18 protein-coding genes and 1 tRNA gene are annotated in these 19,658 nt (G+C 31.7%); 3 read left to right on the forward strand and 16 right to left on the reverse strand.

The window, feature by feature from the left end; translation table 11 throughout:
- Window positions 1-258 precede the first annotated feature (258 nt).
- Both ACIQ7L_RS04800 and ACIQ7L_RS04805 read right to left on the reverse strand, forming a co-directional pair.
- Window positions 259-1,533, reverse strand: coding sequence for a D-alanyl-D-alanine carboxypeptidase family protein (locus tag ACIQ7L_RS04800; protein WP_400567098.1), 1,275 nt, complete (start codon window positions 1,531-1,533; stop codon window positions 259-261).
- A 305-nt stretch (window positions 1,534-1,838) separates the two neighbouring features.
- Entirely contained in the window at window positions 1,839-2,066 is a 228-nt protein-coding gene (locus ACIQ7L_RS04805) for a hypothetical protein (protein WP_097896033.1), read from the reverse strand.
- A gap of 194 nt (window positions 2,067-2,260) precedes the next feature.
- Between ACIQ7L_RS04805 and ACIQ7L_RS04810 the strand changes: the two genes are divergently transcribed.
- Window positions 2,261-2,333: transfer RNA gene (locus ACIQ7L_RS04810), tRNA-Val, on the forward strand.
- A gap of 98 nt (window positions 2,334-2,431) precedes the next feature.
- On the opposite strand, the gene ACIQ7L_RS04815 is transcribed toward ACIQ7L_RS04810, so the two are convergent.
- The 12 genes from ACIQ7L_RS04815 to ACIQ7L_RS04870 all read right to left on the reverse strand — a co-directional run bounded on the left by ACIQ7L_RS04815 (window position 2,432) and on the right by ACIQ7L_RS04870 (window position 15,111).
- Window positions 2,432-3,535, reverse strand: coding sequence for a tyrosine-type recombinase/integrase (locus ACIQ7L_RS04815; protein ID WP_400567100.1), 1,104 nt, complete (start codon window positions 3,533-3,535; stop codon window positions 2,432-2,434).
- A gap of 625 nt (window positions 3,536-4,160) precedes the next feature.
- Entirely contained in the window at window positions 4,161-4,790 is a 630-nt protein-coding gene (locus ACIQ7L_RS04820; RefSeq protein WP_400567102.1) for a hypothetical protein, read from the reverse strand.
- The gene (locus ACIQ7L_RS04825) at window positions 4,790-5,494 is read right to left on the reverse strand and encodes a hypothetical protein (RefSeq protein WP_400567104.1); all 705 of its coding nucleotides are present in this window, start codon (window positions 5,492-5,494) and stop codon (window positions 4,790-4,792) included. Before ACIQ7L_RS04825 ends, ACIQ7L_RS04820 begins: the two co-directional genes overlap by 1 nt.
- A 513-nt stretch (window positions 5,495-6,007) precedes the next feature.
- Window positions 6,008-6,217 carry a hypothetical protein gene (locus ACIQ7L_RS04830; RefSeq protein WP_400567106.1) on the reverse strand — a complete coding sequence of 70 codons (210 nt, stop codon included), beginning with the start codon at window positions 6,215-6,217 and terminating at the stop codon, window positions 6,008-6,010.
- A 524-nt stretch (window positions 6,218-6,741) separates the two neighbouring features.
- The gene (locus tag ACIQ7L_RS04835; protein WP_400567108.1) at window positions 6,742-7,077 is read right to left on the reverse strand and encodes a hypothetical protein; all 336 of its coding nucleotides are present in this window, start codon (window positions 7,075-7,077) and stop codon (window positions 6,742-6,744) included.
- Window positions 7,078-7,090: 13 nt separating this feature from the next.
- Complete coding sequence (locus ACIQ7L_RS04840; RefSeq protein WP_400567110.1) at window positions 7,091-7,732, reverse strand: hypothetical protein; 642 nt, start codon at window positions 7,730-7,732, stop codon at window positions 7,091-7,093.
- A gap of 289 nt (window positions 7,733-8,021) precedes the next feature.
- Entirely contained in the window at window positions 8,022-8,765 is a 744-nt protein-coding gene (locus ACIQ7L_RS04845; RefSeq protein WP_400567112.1) for a phospholipase D-like domain-containing protein, read from the reverse strand.
- 113 nt (window positions 8,766-8,878) lie between these two features.
- Window positions 8,879-10,012: a hypothetical protein gene (locus ACIQ7L_RS04850; RefSeq protein WP_400567114.1), complete on the reverse strand. Its 1,134-nt coding sequence runs from the start codon at window positions 10,010-10,012 to the stop codon at window positions 8,879-8,881.
- A gap of 612 nt (window positions 10,013-10,624) precedes the next feature.
- A protein-coding gene (locus ACIQ7L_RS04855) for an IS3 family transposase (RefSeq protein WP_400567116.1) occupies window positions 10,625-11,754 on the reverse strand; the annotation gives its coding sequence in 2 pieces (ribosomal slippage) (window positions 10,625-11,499 and window positions 11,499-11,754; 1,131 coding nt in all).
- A 560-nt stretch (window positions 11,755-12,314) separates the two neighbouring features.
- The gene (locus ACIQ7L_RS04860; RefSeq protein WP_400567118.1) at window positions 12,315-13,388 is read right to left on the reverse strand and encodes a hypothetical protein; all 1,074 of its coding nucleotides are present in this window, start codon (window positions 13,386-13,388) and stop codon (window positions 12,315-12,317) included.
- The gene (locus ACIQ7L_RS04865; RefSeq protein ID WP_400567120.1) at window positions 13,381-14,007 is read right to left on the reverse strand and encodes a hypothetical protein; all 627 of its coding nucleotides are present in this window, start codon (window positions 14,005-14,007) and stop codon (window positions 13,381-13,383) included. The genes ACIQ7L_RS04860 and ACIQ7L_RS04865 overlap by 8 nt, the downstream gene beginning before the upstream one ends.
- Before the next feature lie 33 nt (window positions 14,008-14,040).
- Window positions 14,041-15,111: a hypothetical protein gene (locus ACIQ7L_RS04870; protein ID WP_400567122.1), complete on the reverse strand. Its 1,071-nt coding sequence runs from the start codon at window positions 15,109-15,111 to the stop codon at window positions 14,041-14,043.
- 1,715 nt (window positions 15,112-16,826) lie between these two features.
- On the opposite strand from ACIQ7L_RS04870, the gene ACIQ7L_RS04875 reads away from it, so the two are divergent.
- Together ACIQ7L_RS04875 and ACIQ7L_RS04880 are read left to right on the forward strand one after the other, a co-directional pair.
- Entirely contained in the window at window positions 16,827-17,387 is a 561-nt protein-coding gene (locus ACIQ7L_RS04875; protein ID WP_400567124.1) for an HAAS signaling domain-containing protein, read from the forward strand.
- Window position 17,388: 1 nt separating this feature from the next.
- Window positions 17,389-17,985, forward strand: a complete 597-nt coding sequence (locus ACIQ7L_RS04880; protein WP_400567125.1) for an NDxxF motif lipoprotein — start codon at window positions 17,389-17,391, stop codon at window positions 17,983-17,985.
- Window positions 17,986-18,310: 325 nt separating this feature from the next.
- Here the strand turns inward: ACIQ7L_RS04880 and ACIQ7L_RS04885 are convergent, their stop codons facing one another.
- Entirely contained in the window at window positions 18,311-18,586 is a 276-nt protein-coding gene (locus ACIQ7L_RS04885; RefSeq protein WP_400567127.1) for a DUF1292 domain-containing protein, read from the reverse strand.
- A gap of 236 nt (window positions 18,587-18,822) precedes the next feature.
- The gene (locus ACIQ7L_RS04890) at window positions 18,823-19,464 is read right to left on the reverse strand and encodes an SPASM domain-containing protein (protein WP_400567129.1); all 642 of its coding nucleotides are present in this window, start codon (window positions 19,462-19,464) and stop codon (window positions 18,823-18,825) included.
- Between the last annotated feature and the right edge of the window lie 194 nt (window positions 19,465-19,658).

Genomic DNA, 19,658 nt, shown 5'->3' on the forward strand with positions numbered 1-19,658 from the left:
GCATCTGACCATGTATAGAAGCGGTCAGTTCCTTTTTCTTCCACATGCGAAGTAAAAACAGAAAGAGCAAACGAGTGTAGGTTACTTTGTATTCTGCACAGCAGAGATGTAGATGTCGAAAAATTAAAATGCATTTATATATTTATGATATATATGCATGTAAAATAGAATACTTCACAACGTTCTCAAAAAAGAACTTAAAATAATATTATAATGAACAATTTAAAAGCGCAATAAAAAATAGGCAATCATCGTTGCCTATTTTTCTTCTGAAACCGCATTCTTTTTAGCTTTTCTTATCATATATATACCAAACAATATAAGAACAATGATTCCGGCTCCAATTCCCGCTATCATTTTAAAGGAGTATGTTGGTCCGGTTACCTTTATAGTCTCTTTCGGCATTGCGAACGTAACATCTTCTTTTGAAAGAACATTAATACTTGCAATTGTTTGATTATTTTTTGTAACATCAACTGTTCCGACTACTTCACCGCGATGAATCCCCTTGTGATACAATGCTTCTTTATCAACAGGAGCTGCTCGAAAAACTGTTTTCACATTCTTTCCTTCATCCTTCTTTAACATAAGCTCTGCACTTCGTTCCAGTTCGCAATCTATATCTTTGTCTAAACATGTCGTTCTTTCATGCCAATTATTCTTATCTAATACCGTTTGTTTCGCAAATTGTGAAAAAGAATAATCAGTCATCTGCCGCATATCTTCATAAATTTCCGGCTTTTGTGAGGCCATTACTACATTTATAATTCGATTGCCGTCTTTCTCATTTAATAATACAAGCGTATTGCGTGCTTCATTTGTAAAACCTGTTTTTCCACCAATACAATATGGATTTTCAAAATAAGTCGCTTTATTAAAAATAGAAACTGTTTGTCTAGATGTTGTAACCGTCGTTCGCTTTGTATTCATTGCTTGCAAAATTTCAGGGTATTGTTGAACCCCTCTCGTAATCATTGCCATATCATATGCCGTTGTATAATGATTCGGATCATGTAAACCATTTGGAGTTACAAAGTGACTATCTGTTGCCCCTAACTGCCTTGCTTTCTCATTCATCATCTTTGCAAAGTTTTCTATATTTCCTCCAATGTGCTCACCAATCGCATATGCGACATCATTCGCACTTAGTACCATTAAAATCATTAGCGCTGTATCACGATTCACCGTCTCCCCAACTTGAAATTCAAGCTGATAATTACTCTTTTCCTGATCTAACGCCAATTGCGAAAACGAAAATTGCTCGTCAGGCTTCGCATGTTCCATTAACAAAATTGCCGTCAAAACTTTTGTTATACTAGCTGGAAATGCATGCTGATGTGCATTTTTGTCGTACAATACATCCCCTGTTTTTGCATCAATCGAAACCGCGAACTGTCCAAACACATTTGGCCCTGGTCCAGGTGTTGGTGTTGGCGCCGTTTCAGTACCAGTTTCGGCATACAACGTCATAGGTGTTAAAAGAAACAAACAAACCGCCAACATAAAAACCATAATTTTCTTACAATTAACCATATGATTCTCCCTTTTCAATTTTCTTTTACAACATATATATGAATTCGAACACCCTAACATTTGATTGGGACTTAAATGGAAAAACAATCACCATTCTTCACTATATCACACTTTTACAATAAAGTGAAACCTCCATCAGTGGTACTTTCTTCCTCCCCACTGATGAAATGCCTCACGAATCGAACTTTTACGGGCAGTCGATCTCCATCTAACTTCGTTTCTTTCGTTAAATTTTGAGGCGGAGTCTTACTGCCCGCAAATAGCGGGATAAAAGAAATCATCATACGCATAAAAATAAGAAGGACTCACTCTTTCTTATCCTTCTCATCACGCAATAAATCTATTAAATGATTCCCAGCTTCCTCTTCTGTAATCTCATCTGTCATCCCCATAAATGACCACCCTTTAGAATCTATCCATTCAATTAACTCCTCCAAAAACTCGTCATGTGACACATCTACATCAAGAATCGCACCACGAATTGAAATCGTTCTATTTCTAGGTACACGCATTTTGAAAGATTTTCTTACCATTATATATGTACTCCTTTTACTCACGAATATTTGATAAAACTATTTTCTAGTTCTGTTATACCTTATTTCCATAGGATTGTAAAAAGGATCTGCTATTAAATAACAAAAACTAAAAGTTCTGAAATTTTATACTTTTCTATTGATTTCATCTTTCTACTCCTTTACAATTAAACATACATTCTTTTACATATCATGATCCCGTAGCTCAGCAGGGAGAGCGCCACCTTGACAGGGTGGAGGTCGTGAGTTCGAGCCTCTCCGGGGTCATACTTTTAGAAACCGTGTCAAATTAACGTTTGATGCGGTTTTTATTTGTTTAAGCAACTCTCTAAAAGAGCCAGTGGTCACAGAATTGGTCACATTCCCTACAAAATCTCTTCTATTTTGTTAACCGCATCTTCTTTCATCGTTGGCAGTACATGCGAATAAGTGTCTAATGTGATTTTGATGTTGCTGTGTCCTAACCGCTCAGAAATCACCTTCACGTTCACACCTTTAGCCAATAGCAAAGTCGCATGTGTATGACGTAAATCATGGAATCGAATCTTCGGAACAGCCGTTTTCTTAATCAAAGCGTTTAAACTTCGTCTAACATTAGCAGGATTAATCGGTGTTCCAGAAGGAGTACACATCACCAAGTCATTGTCCTCACCTTGACTTAGCTTCTCTGTCAATACAACTGCTCTATGCTTCTTTAGCTTTGCTACTGTTGATGCAGGTAATAGTATCTTCCTTAAACTTGATTTAGTCTTTCCTCCAACCAAGAATGTCTTCCCGTCATGACTTAACGTTTGGCTAATGGTTAAATGCCCCTTTTCTAAATCAACATCTTTCCACCGCAAACCTAACAACTCACCTTGTCGCATTCCAGTCACAAGAGCCATATGAAAGACAATAGAATACCTGCTATCCTGCGCAGCCTTTAAGAACAACTGTACCTCATGTTCATTCCACACAGTTAACTCTTCCTTATCAGCTTTAGGCAATTTTGTTTTAGCTGCAACATTTTTATTTATTAACTCTAAATCAATTGCATGTTCAAGAGAGTTCCGAATGATTTTGATTATCTTCTCAATTGTCCCTCGTTTTAAGCCTTCGTCTCGTAGTGAGTTAACGTAGTTCTGCATATGCAATGATGTTAACTTAGCTAGTTTGATATTGCCTAGAGAAGGGATAATACGACTATTTAAGTATCCTTTCAGTACCTTCGCTGTTTGGATACCCACACTGTGCTTCTTGGTATTGAACCAGCTTTCCAGATATTCACCATATAGAAGTTTGCTAGGTTCTATATATGTTCCAGTATGAACTTCTGAAAGCAGCTTTGTTAAAGCATTTTCTGCTTCTTTTTTGGTAGCAAATCCTCTTTTCTTCTTTTGCTTTCTCTTACCTGTTAGAGGGTCGACACCAATATCTACAATATAAAAATACTTTCCTGTTTTCTTATCTTTTCTGACGCTTCCTTTCATCGTTAAGAGCCTCCTTGGAGTCCTTAACTGTGCTGTATATGGTAATTTTATTATAGCGTATTACCTTGGAGGTATTGATTAGAATTTTACCTTATACTAATGTAAAAGCTGCTGAACCTTATTTACACATATTCTTTCACAAATAAAAGTATCGAGAAACTTTAGCACTTTACATAAGCTATGCTAAATATCAGCTGGTAACCACCCTTATATCTTAAAATATATATTAGTAATACTACACTTATCATAAATCTTAGTTTTCGAAACTATTATTAAAAATATTCCATCAGCCCGTGAATGAAGTTTTCCTACGTTAACAAAGATACTATTAAATAAAAAAATCCTATCTCGTATAAAAGAGATAGGATTTTTTTAAAGAGTCATATACTTATAAACCGCAGCCAATGTAGGACACCTTAAGCTCTAACAGCTCAAGGTGTTAGAATTAAAAATTAAACCACAAGAAATAACCGCATCGCACTAATAAAAGTATGTAAATCTATCCTTAAATTCTTCTATTACATAATTACAATTAATATTATTCAATCATTCATTGGTTTTAGTTTTAGCTTTAAACAAAAGAAATTTAATGGCGCTTTTTAATTTTTCCACAATGTTATTTAATTTACCATCCTACACTTGATATCGGAATACTCTCATTCATAGCTTGTCCTGTTACGGAACAAGTTATAGATACATCAATTTTTTTACTTGATGCTTTAAATGTTTCCTCTTCACCGACTTTCAAGTGAATAGAACGAATTGCAATAAACTCACTATCCTTTCCTATAGGGATTTCAAAGCTACAGGTATTATTAGTATTTTCTATCTGTTTTATTAAATGATTCCGATAATAAAACTTCATGCGCAATTGTGAGGGGAATTGAATTTGCACTAATGCTACGGGTTTTTCAAGTAAAGTATCTGGTGTCAATGCAGACTGAATCACAAAAAATATATCGGCATTAGAAACATAGCTTCCCTCTTCATTCTCTTCCAATTCTACCTTTGATTCAAACACATTAAAATTAATAACGTCCATTTTCCCTAGAACCATACTTGAATGGTTTAGCATTTTATTATTAAGATTAATTAAATATAATAACTGTAGAAAAATAATGACAATCAAAGTAAATATTAGCCAATAAAAAATTTTATCATTATTATAAGAAATAATTAACCCGATAACAGAAGCTATGCCTGCTAAAAATGTAAAGAACGGACTATTTGAAATTGATTGATAAAACGACTTCATTAATAGTCCCCCCTTAATGATTGTGATTCAATCATTATTCTCCCCAACATTTGAATGAACTCATCTACTTGTCGTCTATGAGGCGTATTATAGAGCGCAACTCTTCCTGTATAATGCAGCTTTGCTCTTATACCAACAGCAGGTGCTTCAATTTGTAATTCTGTTATATATCCATCAGTTAATGAGTAATTACTCCTGTCTAAATAACCTGAGATTGAAAATTCCTGCTCAGTACTTGCTGATTTCATTGTTGTTTGTAAACTATAAATTTGATTACTAGAATTTAATAGTAAGTTAAAAAATCTATCTTTAAATATTACACGTGAAAGTTTACATTTAGGGAAATAGTCATTAAGTAAATTAATTACTTTATTAGCTGTAGTTCCCTTTATAAATACAATCCAAATTGGCAAATCCCTATAGATCCAAACAGAAATTTGTGCAACCTTATTTATATAGTTCTTTTCATAGTAAATTTCCCCACTGTGCTCATCTAAAACTTCAGAAACTATCTCTCTTTTTGTTTCCCATAAAAACTCATAATCTAAAAAATCGTTCCCCTTATCTTCTGAATGGCTTTTAACAATTACTTTTTCACCTTCGAAATCCAGCGGTTCTTTTGGTACACAAAATTCATTTGACCATCCTGTATATGATAAGTTCTCCAATACCAGAAATGACCTAAACTCTCTCTCGTCCTTCATCCTAACCCTCCATTTTTAAAAACATGTTTATACTTCTATAATACTCATTTTAACAGTTTTTGTGTATACAATTATTACTACTACAAGTGGTCAAGTAACCTCTTAAGCTATGTCCTGTCAATTCTTACATATGTAAACTTCTTTTCAAAAACATGTGAACATCTTAAATGACAGGATTAACAATTTATCACAACTTTTAAAAAAGAATACCGTTGCATCACCTATCCCTTATACTTGAATATCAATCATATACTTACTATCACTTATTAAGTCCTTTATTATTCAATACACACTTACATTCTCAAATCGAATTTTTTAGCAAAACTTCCAATTTCTGTTTCTAAGATGTTTATTTTTTCTATCTACGAACGATATTTTCTAATTCGAACGTGCTATTTTACATATGATATCTTTTAAAATCTATTTTTCGTCTACATATAACACTTTCTTTAATAATAAAACAGGCATATATCTCCTATGCCTGTTTAGATATTTTTATAACCATTATTGAATTTAATCTACAGTAGGTGAAACTAAAATTTGCAAACCTCTTTCTTTTCCATAATCCCACATTTTCACCCAAGGATATGTCCCTTCTGGTAAAATAAGTAATCTTCCTTCCAATGGCTTAATTGGGGTTTCGTCTCCTTTACAACCATGAATAAATGTCGCAGGATGAATATATACTGTTCTTCCAGTGTCATTATAATATTTAAATTTCATTTAAATCCACCCTTTCTTCTTTACCTATTATTATCAGTATAAAAATTATAACACGGCAGAAGATGCTAATTGCGCATACGATTTCCAATTACTTATTTTCCTGTTTTCTTATCTTTATTGACGCTTCCTTTCATTATTAAGAGCACCCTTAGAATCCTTAACTGCCCTGCATATTGTTTACATGCATTCTCTAATGAATTGAAGGCAAATAATCATAATTACATTATTTTAATTAATTTATAAATAATTATAGAAACTATCCCCGAACTATGCATATGGAACTTTACTGATTATGATACTTACGTAGTGTATCGCCAACAAAATATATCTAATCACACGTATCCAAATATAAAGGAAATTTGTTTCATATCATAAATGTGGTATCACTTTCTCTCTTCAGAAAATTCTTGAACAAGCAGATATGGCTATAGTCCCCCATATTATCGGACAATTAATGCTAGCGTGAATGAACAATGTAATATGTTCCCATCCATGATGGATACTGTTTTATATGGAGAGATAAATTAATAAGGCTCAATATCATGGTACTTTTCAAATAGCCTTGCTAAAATCTCAGAAGACGGCTTTACATACCGAACATTTATGCGTCTCCTCTTTAAATCTTGAAGCCAATTGTATGTTATACCGTGTGAGTCGGATAGTTCTTTCACCAAGTCCATTAGTGTCATATTCAATATTCTAGGTTCAATCAGTTTATCAATTATGTACTTGATACTTCCTTCTTTAATTTCAATCTCGTTTAACTTTCCACAATCAAATTTGATTAGAATTTCAGCTAGGTTATCTGGCTTGAGCGGAATTATATTTTGATACTTTCCTTTTTTTATCCCTGATACCACTGTGGTAGATTCATTAAAAAAAATCTGCTATTTCACGTTGGTTTGCCTTAATGACATTCTGCTCCATTAATTTCAATACATACTTTATATTCCCGTACTTTACATCCTTATCAGATAAATTTTCTGCATCATATTCTTTAAGGATGTATTCTATATTATCAGGACACTTAACTAACACCTTATTGTATTTGTTTTCCACATCAGATTCATCTAGATTAAATAATTGGTTAACCAACACATGATAAGATTCTGTTTCTAATGCGACTGTTTCTTGAGACATTTTTATAACTCCAGCCCTAATTAGCCTAATCAAATACTTAATATTTGATATTGTCTCTACATCAACTCCTACGCTACTTCCATTCAATTTATTAGTTAAGAGTATCCCTTTTTCTTTATAGCCCTCTATTATTCCTCTCTCATATTCGAGGGCTTCTTCCTCTTTAAGTTCATCCCTAATAATACGATAACCAAATCCCACAGCTTTCTTAAAGCTCTCACATTTCATATTTCGAATACCTGTAGATAACCTATTTCCCGTTCCCTTACCTACATAATACATATCACCGTTCCTCAAACTGAAAGTTTCATCATTAAACTCTACAGTTCCATCTTGCAAAGCATAATATTCATAGACATAATAATTATTTTGCATGTAGAACCAACCTCTTTAACTTCAAATTTTATCATTAAAAATTATTTAAATCTTACTACACCAAAAAAAGGAACAACAACTTCACCTTTTAACATAAATTTACTCACTATTATGAAGGAATCTGTTAGCAGAATAAGACTAGCTCTGTAGAAGGGACTTCTTATTTAACACCCAGATAGATAAGATCGTTCAAGCATTCAGTAATCTAACGTTCTAATAATGAACAGGTCTCCAAGTAAGCATAGAAAAAACTTGAGTATGGTCATGTACTCAAGTTTTAATTTTCATTTTAAGAGTTTTCACCATATAATCTAATAAATTCATCTGCAAATTTTCTTACAAAATCTCGGTCAAGTGCGGTAGCTAAAGTTTCATCATTTCCTCTAGCATTTTTACTCCAATTATACGAGCCATGCATTGCAAACTCTAAGTCGATTATACAAAATTTATCGTGAAGTCTATTTGAAAAATAGTTCCCCTTCATTGGAACTTTCACAACTTCAAAGTTACTTTCTAATTTTCCTATTAAATATCTATTTGACTCTTCATTTGAGGTTATGATTCTAATATTTACCCCTGCTCTTTTTCTTAATATTAACTCATCAAATATCTCATTATCAGTAAACCAAGCCACAGCAACCCATATAGTATATTTCGCATTTCGAATACCTTGGATTATTATCTCTTTTATTTCATCAAAGACAACATCGTGTTCAATATTTTCTTCATTCTCAAGCTCTACAGGCTTTGGCTTAATATGCAATCCTGCAAAATCGTGTTCAGGTGTTTCTATATATACTTCCGATGCTAACTTTTCTAGTTGACTCTTTAATCCTCTCGCTACTTTTAACATAGGAACTGGCACTCTTAAATCTATATACTCCCAACATTGCCATGTTTTACGTGTGAAACTACTTGTTTTATCATATATAATTATGGAATTTCTCAAAATACCAAGTAATTCATCTTTGTTATCATACTCATCATATTTTACTGTTTCTATCATTGTTTTTAAAAATTGTTGCTCGTTCATTTTATCCTCCTTAAAGCTAATCATCTCTTATTACCTCTATAAATTTCATATAGAATTTAATTCATAGTTTTTCTCCTACCTTAGTCTTTCTCCTTTATAATAAAATTCAATAACTATAATTTAGAAAGACGGTTCATTATCATTTCCCAATCAGATAACGACTCAATTTCTTCAATTTTAAGATAATTTAAAATTTCATATCTTAATGGTCTAAGGTATAAATCAATTATTCCATTTGTTGTATTGATTAAGTAATCTGATTCTTGATTAACTTTATTATTTAAATATCCGACAAAATTACTTTCTTCATTTTTTGATTCAATGTCATAATGAATCATATTTCTCATCGTACTACATTCTTCTTTCATTTCTTGTTCATATTTTCTTAAAAGACTTTCTATCTCTCCATCCCTTTCATTATTCCATTCATAGAATAATTCTTTTGAATGTTGTTTTATATTTAGTAAATTATCCATAATTTCATCAGTTTTTAAAGTTGTTAATCTCACTAACATATATAAATCTACAAATGAAACTTGAGTTAGCTTTGCTATATATCTATCCTTAAGCCAAATTACGTCACTTATTTCCTGTAAACTCAAGATTAACCTAAGAATAAATGTATCAGCTAAATCACTCCCTGAAAGAAACAAATCCTTATGATGTATATCTTTACATCCATACGTTTCTTCATTATAAATCCCTTCAATATTATCAATATTTTCAGTCACCTGTATCACAAGTTTTTTTTCTATTGCATTCGCTAGAATGCTGCTTAATTCTCCTATATATTTTGCAAATAAAAAATTGCTCTCTGCAACATGCACAGATTTTTCTCTCATAGGGAATGGTAAAATGTCTGTTTCCAATAAAATGTATGCTGCATAGAGAGTACTTCCAACAACTTCACCACTACTATTTAAGTAAAATCCTATATTGTTAACATCATCTCCATAAGCTTCAATATGATAGTCTAAAATTTTTCGATACATCTTTTGATTTTGACCTCTTTTTTTCCCATAAAGATGAACATGATTTCTAATTTTCCTTACTCGTTCATCGACATCTATAGAATCTTCAAAAAAAGCATCAATAACTTCATCTATTATTAGGCACATATCTCTTAATAGAGAATATACATGTGTACTCTTAAATTCTTTGTTCTTTTGTACATTTAAGATAAGCCTTTGAATAGCTCTCAAATCAATATATGCAGTGGTAATAGCATTTGAATTGATAATCTCCACCAACCTTTCTAATAGAACCTTATACATATTATTTTACATAATAATTATAATAAAAGGAAAGATATAACATCGCAAATATTCCGAAACAGCAAAATGGATTCTATATTATCCTTATGCTAGTACTCACATTACATTTAGTCTCTATAAATTATTTACTACTACTATCCTTTTAATAGCTCTACATCTATGAATTAAAAATATAAGTCTAATATTTCTTAGCTCTATACTCCCTTAGATTTTAAAATTTGCTCGGCGTTAGAAGATATATACACATCGGTAACTTCTTTATATCCATATAACTTCTGAAATTGTTCTTTAACTCTTATTTCAGATACATGACTAAATTCAATATCTTCCACAAGAAGCGGTACAATTCTATTTAGACGTTGTTTCTCTTTGGAATCATCCTATTCTAAAACTGCATTTATTCGCTCCTCTTTACTTGGTTGTTTTTCTGCTTATACACTTTTTTGTTTTATTTCAGAACTACAACCTGTGATTAGTAAACTAAACAGTCCCATTATTATCAAACTTTTCTTCATTGAATCTCCACCTCTAACCCTCATATTTATCCGATATAATATATACTAATATTGGTATGTCAACACGAAACTAGACAATTTTTTTAAGGTGTTCCTGTCTGTACTGAACAGGGCTCAAATAGCCTAGCGTTCCATGGATTCTAACATTATTAAACCAGTTTACGTAGTCGTTCAATTCTAAGGTCAATTCTTCTAAATTTGCGAAATGACGACCGCGAACGAACTCTGTTTTAAAGATTTCGTAGGTTGCTTCCGCTACAGCATTATCGTATGGACAACCTTTTGTACTTAATGAACGCTTGATTTTGAAGGTCTCTAACGTGTCATGAATCAGCTTGTTTTTAAACTCATTTCCTCGATCTGTATGAAATAAGGTAATCCGATTTAAGTTTATTTTCACCGTTGCGAAAGCTTGCGAAACAAGCTCGGCATCTTTCTTTTGACCCACGCTATGTCCTATGATTTCTCGATTAAAGAGATCAACTAATAAACATACGTAATTCCACTTTTGGTTCACACGGACGTATGTTAAATCACTTACGACTACAGCCAACTCTTCTTTCTGATTGAACTGACGATTGAGTTCGTTTGAAATGTTTTCTTCATTACAGTTAGCTTTCTTCGGCTTAAATTGTGCAATCGTATAGTTAGATACTAAACCTTGATTCTTCATAGTCCGTCCAATACGACGGCGCGAGACCACATACCCTAACTTTTTTAGTTCTACTTTTATCTTTCGTGTTCCATAGTTCTGACTGCTCTCTCGGAAGATTTCTTTCACGAGTGGCGATAATTCATCTCCTGTATCTTGTGCTTGTTTTACCTCATAATAATAGGTTGCTCTTGCTAATTGTAGGACATTGCACATTGCTGATATCGAGTATTTATGTAGGTTATTCTTCACTATTTTTACTTTCGTCCTAGTATCAGCGCCGCTTGCTTTAAAATATCATTTTCCATAAGAAGCTGTTTGTTTTGTTTTCTCAACGCTTCCAATTCTAGTTGTTCAGCCGTCTTATTATCTTTCTCTTTAAATGAGCCAGACGTATGATTTTGATTGATCCACCGATCCAATGATGATGGTGTTAGTTCGTATTCCTTAATGATGTCTTTCTTTGGTTTACCATTTTGATACAGTTGAACCATTTGGTGTTTAAATTCCGCTGTAAAGGTTCTTCTTTCTCTTTTATTTTTCGTCATAGTAGATTCTCCTCAAATATATTAGTTGTAGTCTACTTGACCTTAATTTTTTTGTCTAGTTCAGTGTAGCCTATCCAGTATTCAAACTTATGTTACTGTTTTATTTTAGCATTTACCAATGCTTACCTATCCTAATCCTTTTTTATGATAGCATTTATATAAAATTTAACACTTGTGACACTTATTAATTATAGTATTTTCAATACCGTTAACTATAAAATACAAAAAGCACTTATCGCCTGTAATAGACAATCTAGTGCTTTAAGTTAGTAGTTTTATAAGTTTCTTTAAGTTTTTAAGCAGGAATATCTTATGTGATAGTATGACAGCTCCTATATATTAACAAGTGTAACGTTTAAACAAACGAGCTTTTACGAGCTTTTACGATCTCTTAAGTTTATTTCCGTTGCTATGTATTTGTACTCGTTACCCACAAAATGTCAAAATGACAAATTCTCGTACTTGTGTATACAGGGATTCTTATATATTCTTCTTTTCAAAACGATATTATTAAAATTCTAGTAATTTTTATGCACTAAACTATTTCCATACTCTAAATACTACTTTGAGTAGTTAATAAATTCAACATTTTGACCTTCTATGTCTCTAAAGTCATTATCGTTTGTAATTAAACCTAAATCTAATTTATCTGTAACTTTATATACAATATCCTCGTCACTTTTTTGCAATTTCATTTTTAACAATGCAATTACCTTGTTATCATTGTCATAAAATTTTAGGACACCTGTTGATTTTTCACCCAGGCTAATCTCATCTAAATTTATTGTGTTAGTTACAATATAGGAATAACTTTCACCAATATAATTAATATTCTTCAAAGCTCCAAAAATCCTAAGCGAAACATCGTTATTGCAATTATAAATTTTCGCCACAAACCTCATATTAGTTAGCTTAATTGGAAAACGAATATTTAATTCGTGCATTTCTGCTTGTGGATTTTTTAATAGAGTTATAGTAGGAGATATTTTAAATAGTAGTTCTTGTAAATCTCCTTTTCTACCCTTTATCTCTTGAATATCAGATAATTCCTTTTCAGTCATTAAATATCCTTGATCTAACGGATCTTTATTAAACCTAATTAAATTTAATAGAATTGTAATAGCTATTAATACAAAAGATAATAATCCCCAAATTACCAAGACCACTATATTTATTATCTGTTTGTAACTCATTTTATACGATATATCAAAATCAAAATTTGTATAAAAACAAATTATAATTCCCCATGCAAAGATAGATACACTTGAAACGATAACTAACAGCCAGTAGATAAAATTAAGTAAAAAATCCTTTGAAGTATATAACTTGTATTCACTAAAATATAATATAATTTCTTCAAGGCTCAGAGCATATGGCCTTAGGATTTGTTGTTTAATTTTCGATGCAGTTAATAACTTATTTTCATATGAAAATGCAACAAATAACGTTATAAATCCTAATAATGACATTATCCCCCCAAAAATCCAACTAACTAAATCGGAAGTATTTGTAATAATATCAGGCAAATCCTTACCGGTTAAAAAATATGGTTGAAGATTTTCAAAGAAAAATAATATACCCAAAATAACAATGAAAGGAATTATTACTAAAAAGCTTGACCACCACTTAAACAATATCCGTCACAATCCTTTCACATGCTTGATATATAGAGTACGATTCATCCGTATCAAAAAAAGATATTACTGAATACAAATCTAAAGAGAAATATATTTGTTTCTCTTTAAATAAAATAACTAAACTTATCACTGGATAGGAATTTATATAATCCGATAGCTCATTTTGTTTAATCTCGTCTAGTGATATATTTATATATGCATCATCATCAAAACCAGATTTTTGCTTAGCGATATCAAAGCTAGCTAGATTCAAGCCGTTATAACCAGTGGATTGTAGAAAAAACTCTTTATATTTGTCGAATAGATTTACTTTTTTTAAGTTAATCGGGAAAATTTCCAACAGTTTTGAGATAGTGTATGCAATTTGACTTTCTGAGCTACCAAAAATACAAATTGTTTTATAATTTTCAAATACGAAAAAAAATATGCTTTTCCGCTCAGAAGTGATAATTTTATCCCTTACTTTTATGGGGTCTAACCATGTTAAGTTCACTTTTAGTACATTATCTCGATAAAACTCACAATTAAAAGAACAAAATTTTTCTTGTCCCTCAACTTCTCCCCAATTGGGCGTTCCACTATATTTATAAAAAATACAGTCCCTATGAAGTATCATATACTCACCTACCTAGTAGAGGATAAATTACTTCTAGCTTCTAGACGCAATGAAGGATTCATATATAGGCTCGAGTATTCTTCTCGTCGCTGAAATATCTTTAATTCCTTCCTTACACATCAGGATATATTCTTCCTGCATAATTTGCATTAATTCTTGTTTGAGCGATTCTGCTTTATTATTAAGTATTGCAATTTTCAACTTATCCTTTTCTTTTCCTCTCAAACTAAATGTAATATTCACTTTCGACCCTTTATAAATTGAAGTTGTTTTAAAGGAAATAATATCATTTCCTAAAGTAATATATTTACAAGCCTCATCTGATTTAATTATATCGTCACCATTTACTGCAACACTTTTAACTCCTCCACTTCGAGAAGCATTGTTCATTCCAAACTTCACATCATTAAACTTAGAACTTATTTGCCTAGAAGATAATCGATTATAAATGTAATCGAAAATAAGCATTGTTTTCTCAGTTGCACTATCATTTCCTGAATTAGTAACATTGAAGATGTTAATAGTATATGGATTTAAAGGAATATTCAACCTAGAAACCAAGAATTTTTCTATAATCTCTTCAATATTATCGTCACCAACTTCAATTGAAATTTTATTTGCATCAGTTTCAAAAATTACCTTATTTTCATAAACAGCTGTTAATGATCCTAAATCTTGAACACCTGTTTTCCAATAGGAAGCATACTCCTTTACTTTTAAGAGTAAAGTAACTTTATTATCTTCAATATTTATTTCTGTTAAAGTAACTTCATACATAGGAGTAAGAATGTAAGATTTGATGAATTCTTGTTTTAACTGTTCAAGTGTCTTATCCTTAAGCTTCCCTAAACTCTTGAAGGAATATGTATATGCTGCTAACCCCTTTTTTCTCTTCATCACATTCATTTCAGCTAAATCTTTAATATCCTGATCACTAAGAACATTTTCAAGGGCCATGAATGCACCCTCTAAATCCCTTTTGTTTTTATCTTTTTTGTCATGAACCCATCCATCTTTTTTCTCTTTTATATATTGAATCACTTGTGTTCTACTGAATTTATAAAATGCTCTACTAACTACATTGCCTCTATCAATATTATCCACGCGCATACACTCCCGAATAATTAAATATAATAATATAGATAAGAATAACATTTTTTACATACAAATGCATATTTTTCTATTTATAAAAGTTAATATTATCAGTCTACTCTTTTATCATCGAATTAATATAAAAAATATATAATATCATTAATTTCCCAATGGACTAATGTACCGTCATAAATTCTATATTAAAACAAAAAGCACTTGTAGGTTACGATAAATAATCAAGTACTTTTTGTTATTAGGTATTTTTAAATTTAGAAGTATAATGCTTAAATTAATGAGATTATTCGCTTTCCCGCTCCTTATCCTGACACCATTTGTTTATATTTAATAAATATCACTTTTCCTAATAGTAAATTCTATTCTATTATTTACCATCACTTGTGATACGGTTCACCGTATCATAAACTAATAATACCGTAGTTATATCTAATCTCCTTTTGATTAAACACCTAACTCTTACATTTAAACTAACTAATCTTACTCCAATAAATTGTCGGCTTATTTAGCTTCACAATTAATAGTATCCAGCGGGTATAGTCACAACATCTTGGTACAAACCTTTCTTTAAACTCACAGAAAACTAGTTAAAAGCTGGTCAACATTCTGGTCAAGAAATTTCATTTTTCTACGTTACAGGATTTGCATGAAAAACTATAGAATACCTTATAAACCCTTGATACAACTAGCTTTCCATTCGATATTCTCGAAACGTAAAATATATGTTTCTTATCTTGGCAGGGTGAAGGCCGCTGGTTCGAAGCCAGCCGGGATCATATGAGAAACCCCTTACACTGCAAGGGGTTTTCTTTATGTAGCAACTGAATGCTTATTGTTAAAACTAAATTTAAATTTAATGTATATCATGCTATATTTTTAATTCCGATCATGTAAAATTCTAACAAATCGGTACTCATTTGGATTATTTCGTCTACTTTTGCCATATAACCACCATATTTTTAGTTATTTTGATTCCTAACCTATTTAACTATAAATTATCATACTATACATAATTTTGATTATTCCTATATTTTACTATATATTCATTTTATTCCTTTTCGGAAATGAATATAGTACTCATCAATTCCTGGTATCGATAATATCATAGTACCTTGCAAAGAACACTAGTTAATGGTATATTTGTAAATAATTGAGTATACCATTAACTGGAATATTTCTATTAGAGGTGGTGAGCAATCCCGTAAATATACCATTTTAAAAAGGTGTGCTAAAACTAGTAGCTTTAGCAATACTAACTGAGAGTGATCAATATGGTTATTCATGGCTAAACGTATTTCTAACAAGATAGAAATATCTAAAGGTTCTCTCTATCCTCTACTAAGAAGATTATATAAATCCATTTTAATTTTTCGACACCTAAATCCCTGCTATGCAGAATAAAAAGTAACCTACACTCGTTTGCTCTTTCTGTGTTTACTTCGCATGTGGCAGAAAAAGGCCCTGACCGCTTCTATGCATGGCCAGATGCTCTCTCCCACCTAAAAAGAGGGGTCTTATGTCGGTTTTTTAATTGATGTATATATAGTTATATGATGGTTGTCTCTTAACTCATTTTCAATAATCTTCCAAATGACCTACAAGAAAATATTATTCTATAACCGAAAAAGGAGAAGAAAGGTTGCACTGTTTACTATATGAACGGATAGAATTCTCAGATGTGATTAATCATTTCATAAAGGAAAGTGATTTTAATGAACAAAAATGAATTTTTAAAACAACTTAGCTCTTCTCTAGAAAATATACCGAATTCAGAAAAAAAAGATATTATCTCAGAATATGAAACTCATTTTATCAGTGGTAAACAGGATGGGAAATCTGAAGAAGAAATTTCTAAAAATCTAGGAAACCCTAAAACTATCGCTAAAGAACTTCATGTTACATATGCTATAAGCAACGCTGATAATAAACGAAGCCTCAAAAATATTATAATAGCAATACTTTCTGTTATGAGCTTAAGTTTTGTGAACTTTATATTTATCATTATTGCCTTCTTCTTGTTACTCTTGTTATTACCAATTCTCCTAACGCTCATAATTGCCACTCCATTACTATTAATTTCACCTATCTTATTAATAGTAGTAGGATTTATCAAAGGATTTCATCAAATCCATTTTTCAGATGTTTATAGTGTATGTGTAGCTTCTCTCGTTGGTTTAGCAATCGCTGTAATATCTTACCAGGCACTAAAACATTTATACTCACTTTTAGTAAAGTATTTAAAATGGAATTTAGCCATTTTAAAAGGAGATTAAAATGAAAAAATATACTTTATACCTATTCATGTCGCTCACTATTGTATTTATATCTGCTTGCTCACACGATACACAATCTAATGAAGCAAACGATGTACAATCTATTAAAGATGTTACTATTAAAATTCCAGAAAATATATTCAACTCTCAAAAAAAGAATGAAAATATTAATGAAAATGAAATGAAACAAAGTATAAAAAATTATTTAGACTATAGTGGGGAGTTATCTGAAAACATCGTTCCGCTTTCTTCAACAATTTCTGATGAGAATGTTACTGAATCCGATCGAGAAAAATTACAAAAACTAATAGATTTAGCGAAACAAAATGATGCGAATTTCCATGATTTTATTAGTAATAATAATATACCTGATGATTATCAAAAACCTTCAAAGGAAATCTATGAATATGTTTCATCTACTACGGCACTTTTATTAGAACTAGAACAGAAAATAGATAAACTCACGGAAAATGGTAATTTGCTAGAGGTAGATTTTTCTTTTTCAAAGCATTTCACTAAAGTTAATGGAAGGAAGCAAAAAGAAATCGAAAAGTTTTTGAACGAAAAAAATATTAAAACTACATATTTCAATCAATAATGATATATCCCCTTCAAAATAGTCACTAAAAAAGGGCTACTTTGAAGGGGATTTTTTGTGGAAGGACTATAAAAGGTGGAGGTCGCTAGTTCAAACCTAGTCTGGATCATAAAATAGCATTGGACGCTATTTTTATACGATGATTTACCCGTTGATTTAGCCAACATGGTTGCTGATTCAAACTATGCAAAAGAATTCAATGAGATATTTAATAAACATCAATATTACTTCCCCTTTATTTACAATCAATCATTAGAAATGTTTTCCAACCATATATACAAAAAGAGAGGGCATATATTTATCCCCCTCTTCTGTCTAATCAATATTAATCTTGCTCATCCATCATTTTCTCAAACGCAGCAGACACTTTTTCAAACTCCTTGTTACTCTCAATGTATGACAATTCATCATCGTCTTCTACTCTTAAAAAGAAGATGTCAATGTCTTCATCTGTTTCCTTTTGAAGGTCTTCTACAAAGCCAACAGCAATGTATTCTGTTCCTTCGGCATTTATCGTTCCCAGCACTTCAACTTCCTGCTCCTGATCATTCTCATCGCTAATGGTAAAAATTTCGCCTACTTCAATTCCCGCCATATTCATACGTCTCCTTTCATACTCTAAAAAATAGAGCGTTTAAATCGTATACCTACTAACATATTCTCCCATAAAAAATCAAATTAATCCTCAAAAAACAACAAATTCTTTCTGCCTCAGCGTAAATACCCAACCAAAGGATATCATTCGTGAATATGAACTAATACATTTCGCATTAGATAATTGGATTAACTAAAGTAATTAAAGTTCCAGCGGTTTCAAAAAATTAGAGATATCCTATTTTAGATTTTCGAAAAACCTCCTTGATCCATAATTATTTCTTTTATATAGGAAGCAGGCAAGCCATCTTGTAGCAGCTGTTTCATCATTTTCATGTAAGGGTTAATGTGCTTAAAATATTTCTTATAGGATGCACATAGATAATTTAATCCTGGCTCATTTTGATTTGAAACTAGAAATCTATTTTTAGGACATTCGCCATGACAAGCGGATCGAACCTCGCAATTTCTACATACTGAGGGCAGTGTATCTCGCTTCTTCTTACCAAAGGCAAGCTGTGATGGGAAATTTATCATATTTACTAATCCATCTGTAATATTTCCTACTCGATATTCAGGATAAACGTAATGATCACAAGAAAACAGCTCACCATTGTGTTCCATAGCGACCGCTCTACCACACTCTTCCGAAAAAATACAGACTGGTGACGGGATTCCGATCCAAGAAGCTAGTGCCCATTCAAAATTCATAACATAAATCGATCCTACATCATGCAAAACCCATTCATTAAATATTTGAATTAAGAACTCTCCATACATTTCTGGTTCTACCGTCCAAGGAGTTACTGTTTGTTGCGTTTCTTCCTTACATAGAGAAGGAGGAGTTGCATGACGCAGAGACAGCTCTGCCGCTCCTTGATTCACCTTTCTTTCCACAATAGGGATAAATCGTGACTTTTAAATATATCCTTGTTAAACCTTATTTATGGTACGGCTCACCGTGATTAATCTAAGTGAGGTTCAGTGAACCACCCGCCACTTAACGTCCTAACGGACTGTTTGAAGTGGGGGCTTCTCGGTTAGTCGTTACTTTTGATAGCTAACGAATTAGTCCTAAG

The sequence above is a fragment of the Bacillus sp. NPDC094106 genome, from assembly GCF_044764345.1.
In the GTDB taxonomy this organism is placed as follows: Bacteria; Bacillota; Bacilli; order Bacillales; family Bacillaceae_G; genus Bacillus_A.

Bases quoted from the DNA above. Each gene is read 5' to 3' on its own strand.
- ACIQ7L_RS04800 (WP_400567098.1), bottom strand. From the start codon at position 1,533: ATGGTTAATTGTAAGAAAATTATGGTTTTTATGTTGGCGGTTTGTTTG.
- ACIQ7L_RS04805 (WP_097896033.1), bottom strand. From the start codon at position 2,066: ATGGTAAGAAAATCTTTCAAAATGCGTGTACCTAGAAATAGAACGATT.
- ACIQ7L_RS04815 (WP_400567100.1), bottom strand. From the start codon at position 3,535: ATGAAAGGAAGCGTCAGAAAAGATAAGAAAACAGGAAAGTATTTTTAT.
- ACIQ7L_RS04820 (WP_400567102.1), bottom strand. From the start codon at position 4,790: ATGAAGTCGTTTTATCAATCAATTTCAAATAGTCCGTTCTTTACATTT.
- ACIQ7L_RS04825 (WP_400567104.1), bottom strand. From the start codon at position 5,494: ATGAAGGACGAGAGAGAGTTTAGGTCATTTCTGGTATTGGAGAACTTA.
- ACIQ7L_RS04830 (WP_400567106.1), bottom strand. From the start codon at position 6,217: ATGAAATTTAAATATTATAATGACACTGGAAGAACAGTATATATTCAT.
- ACIQ7L_RS04840 (WP_400567110.1), bottom strand. From the start codon at position 7,732: ATGCAAAATAATTATTATGTCTATGAATATTATGCTTTGCAAGATGGA.
- ACIQ7L_RS04845 (WP_400567112.1), bottom strand. From the start codon at position 8,765: ATGAACGAGCAACAATTTTTAAAAACAATGATAGAAACAGTAAAATAT.
- ACIQ7L_RS04865 (WP_400567120.1), bottom strand. From the start codon at position 14,007: ATGATACTTCATAGGGACTGTATTTTTTATAAATATAGTGGAACGCCC.
- ACIQ7L_RS04875 (WP_400567124.1), top strand. From the start codon at position 16,827: ATGAACAAAAATGAATTTTTAAAACAACTTAGCTCTTCTCTAGAAAAT.
- ACIQ7L_RS04880 (WP_400567125.1), top strand. From the start codon at position 17,389: ATGAAAAAATATACTTTATACCTATTCATGTCGCTCACTATTGTATTT.
- ACIQ7L_RS04885 (WP_400567127.1), bottom strand. From the start codon at position 18,586: ATGAATATGGCGGGAATTGAAGTAGGCGAAATTTTTACCATTAGCGAT.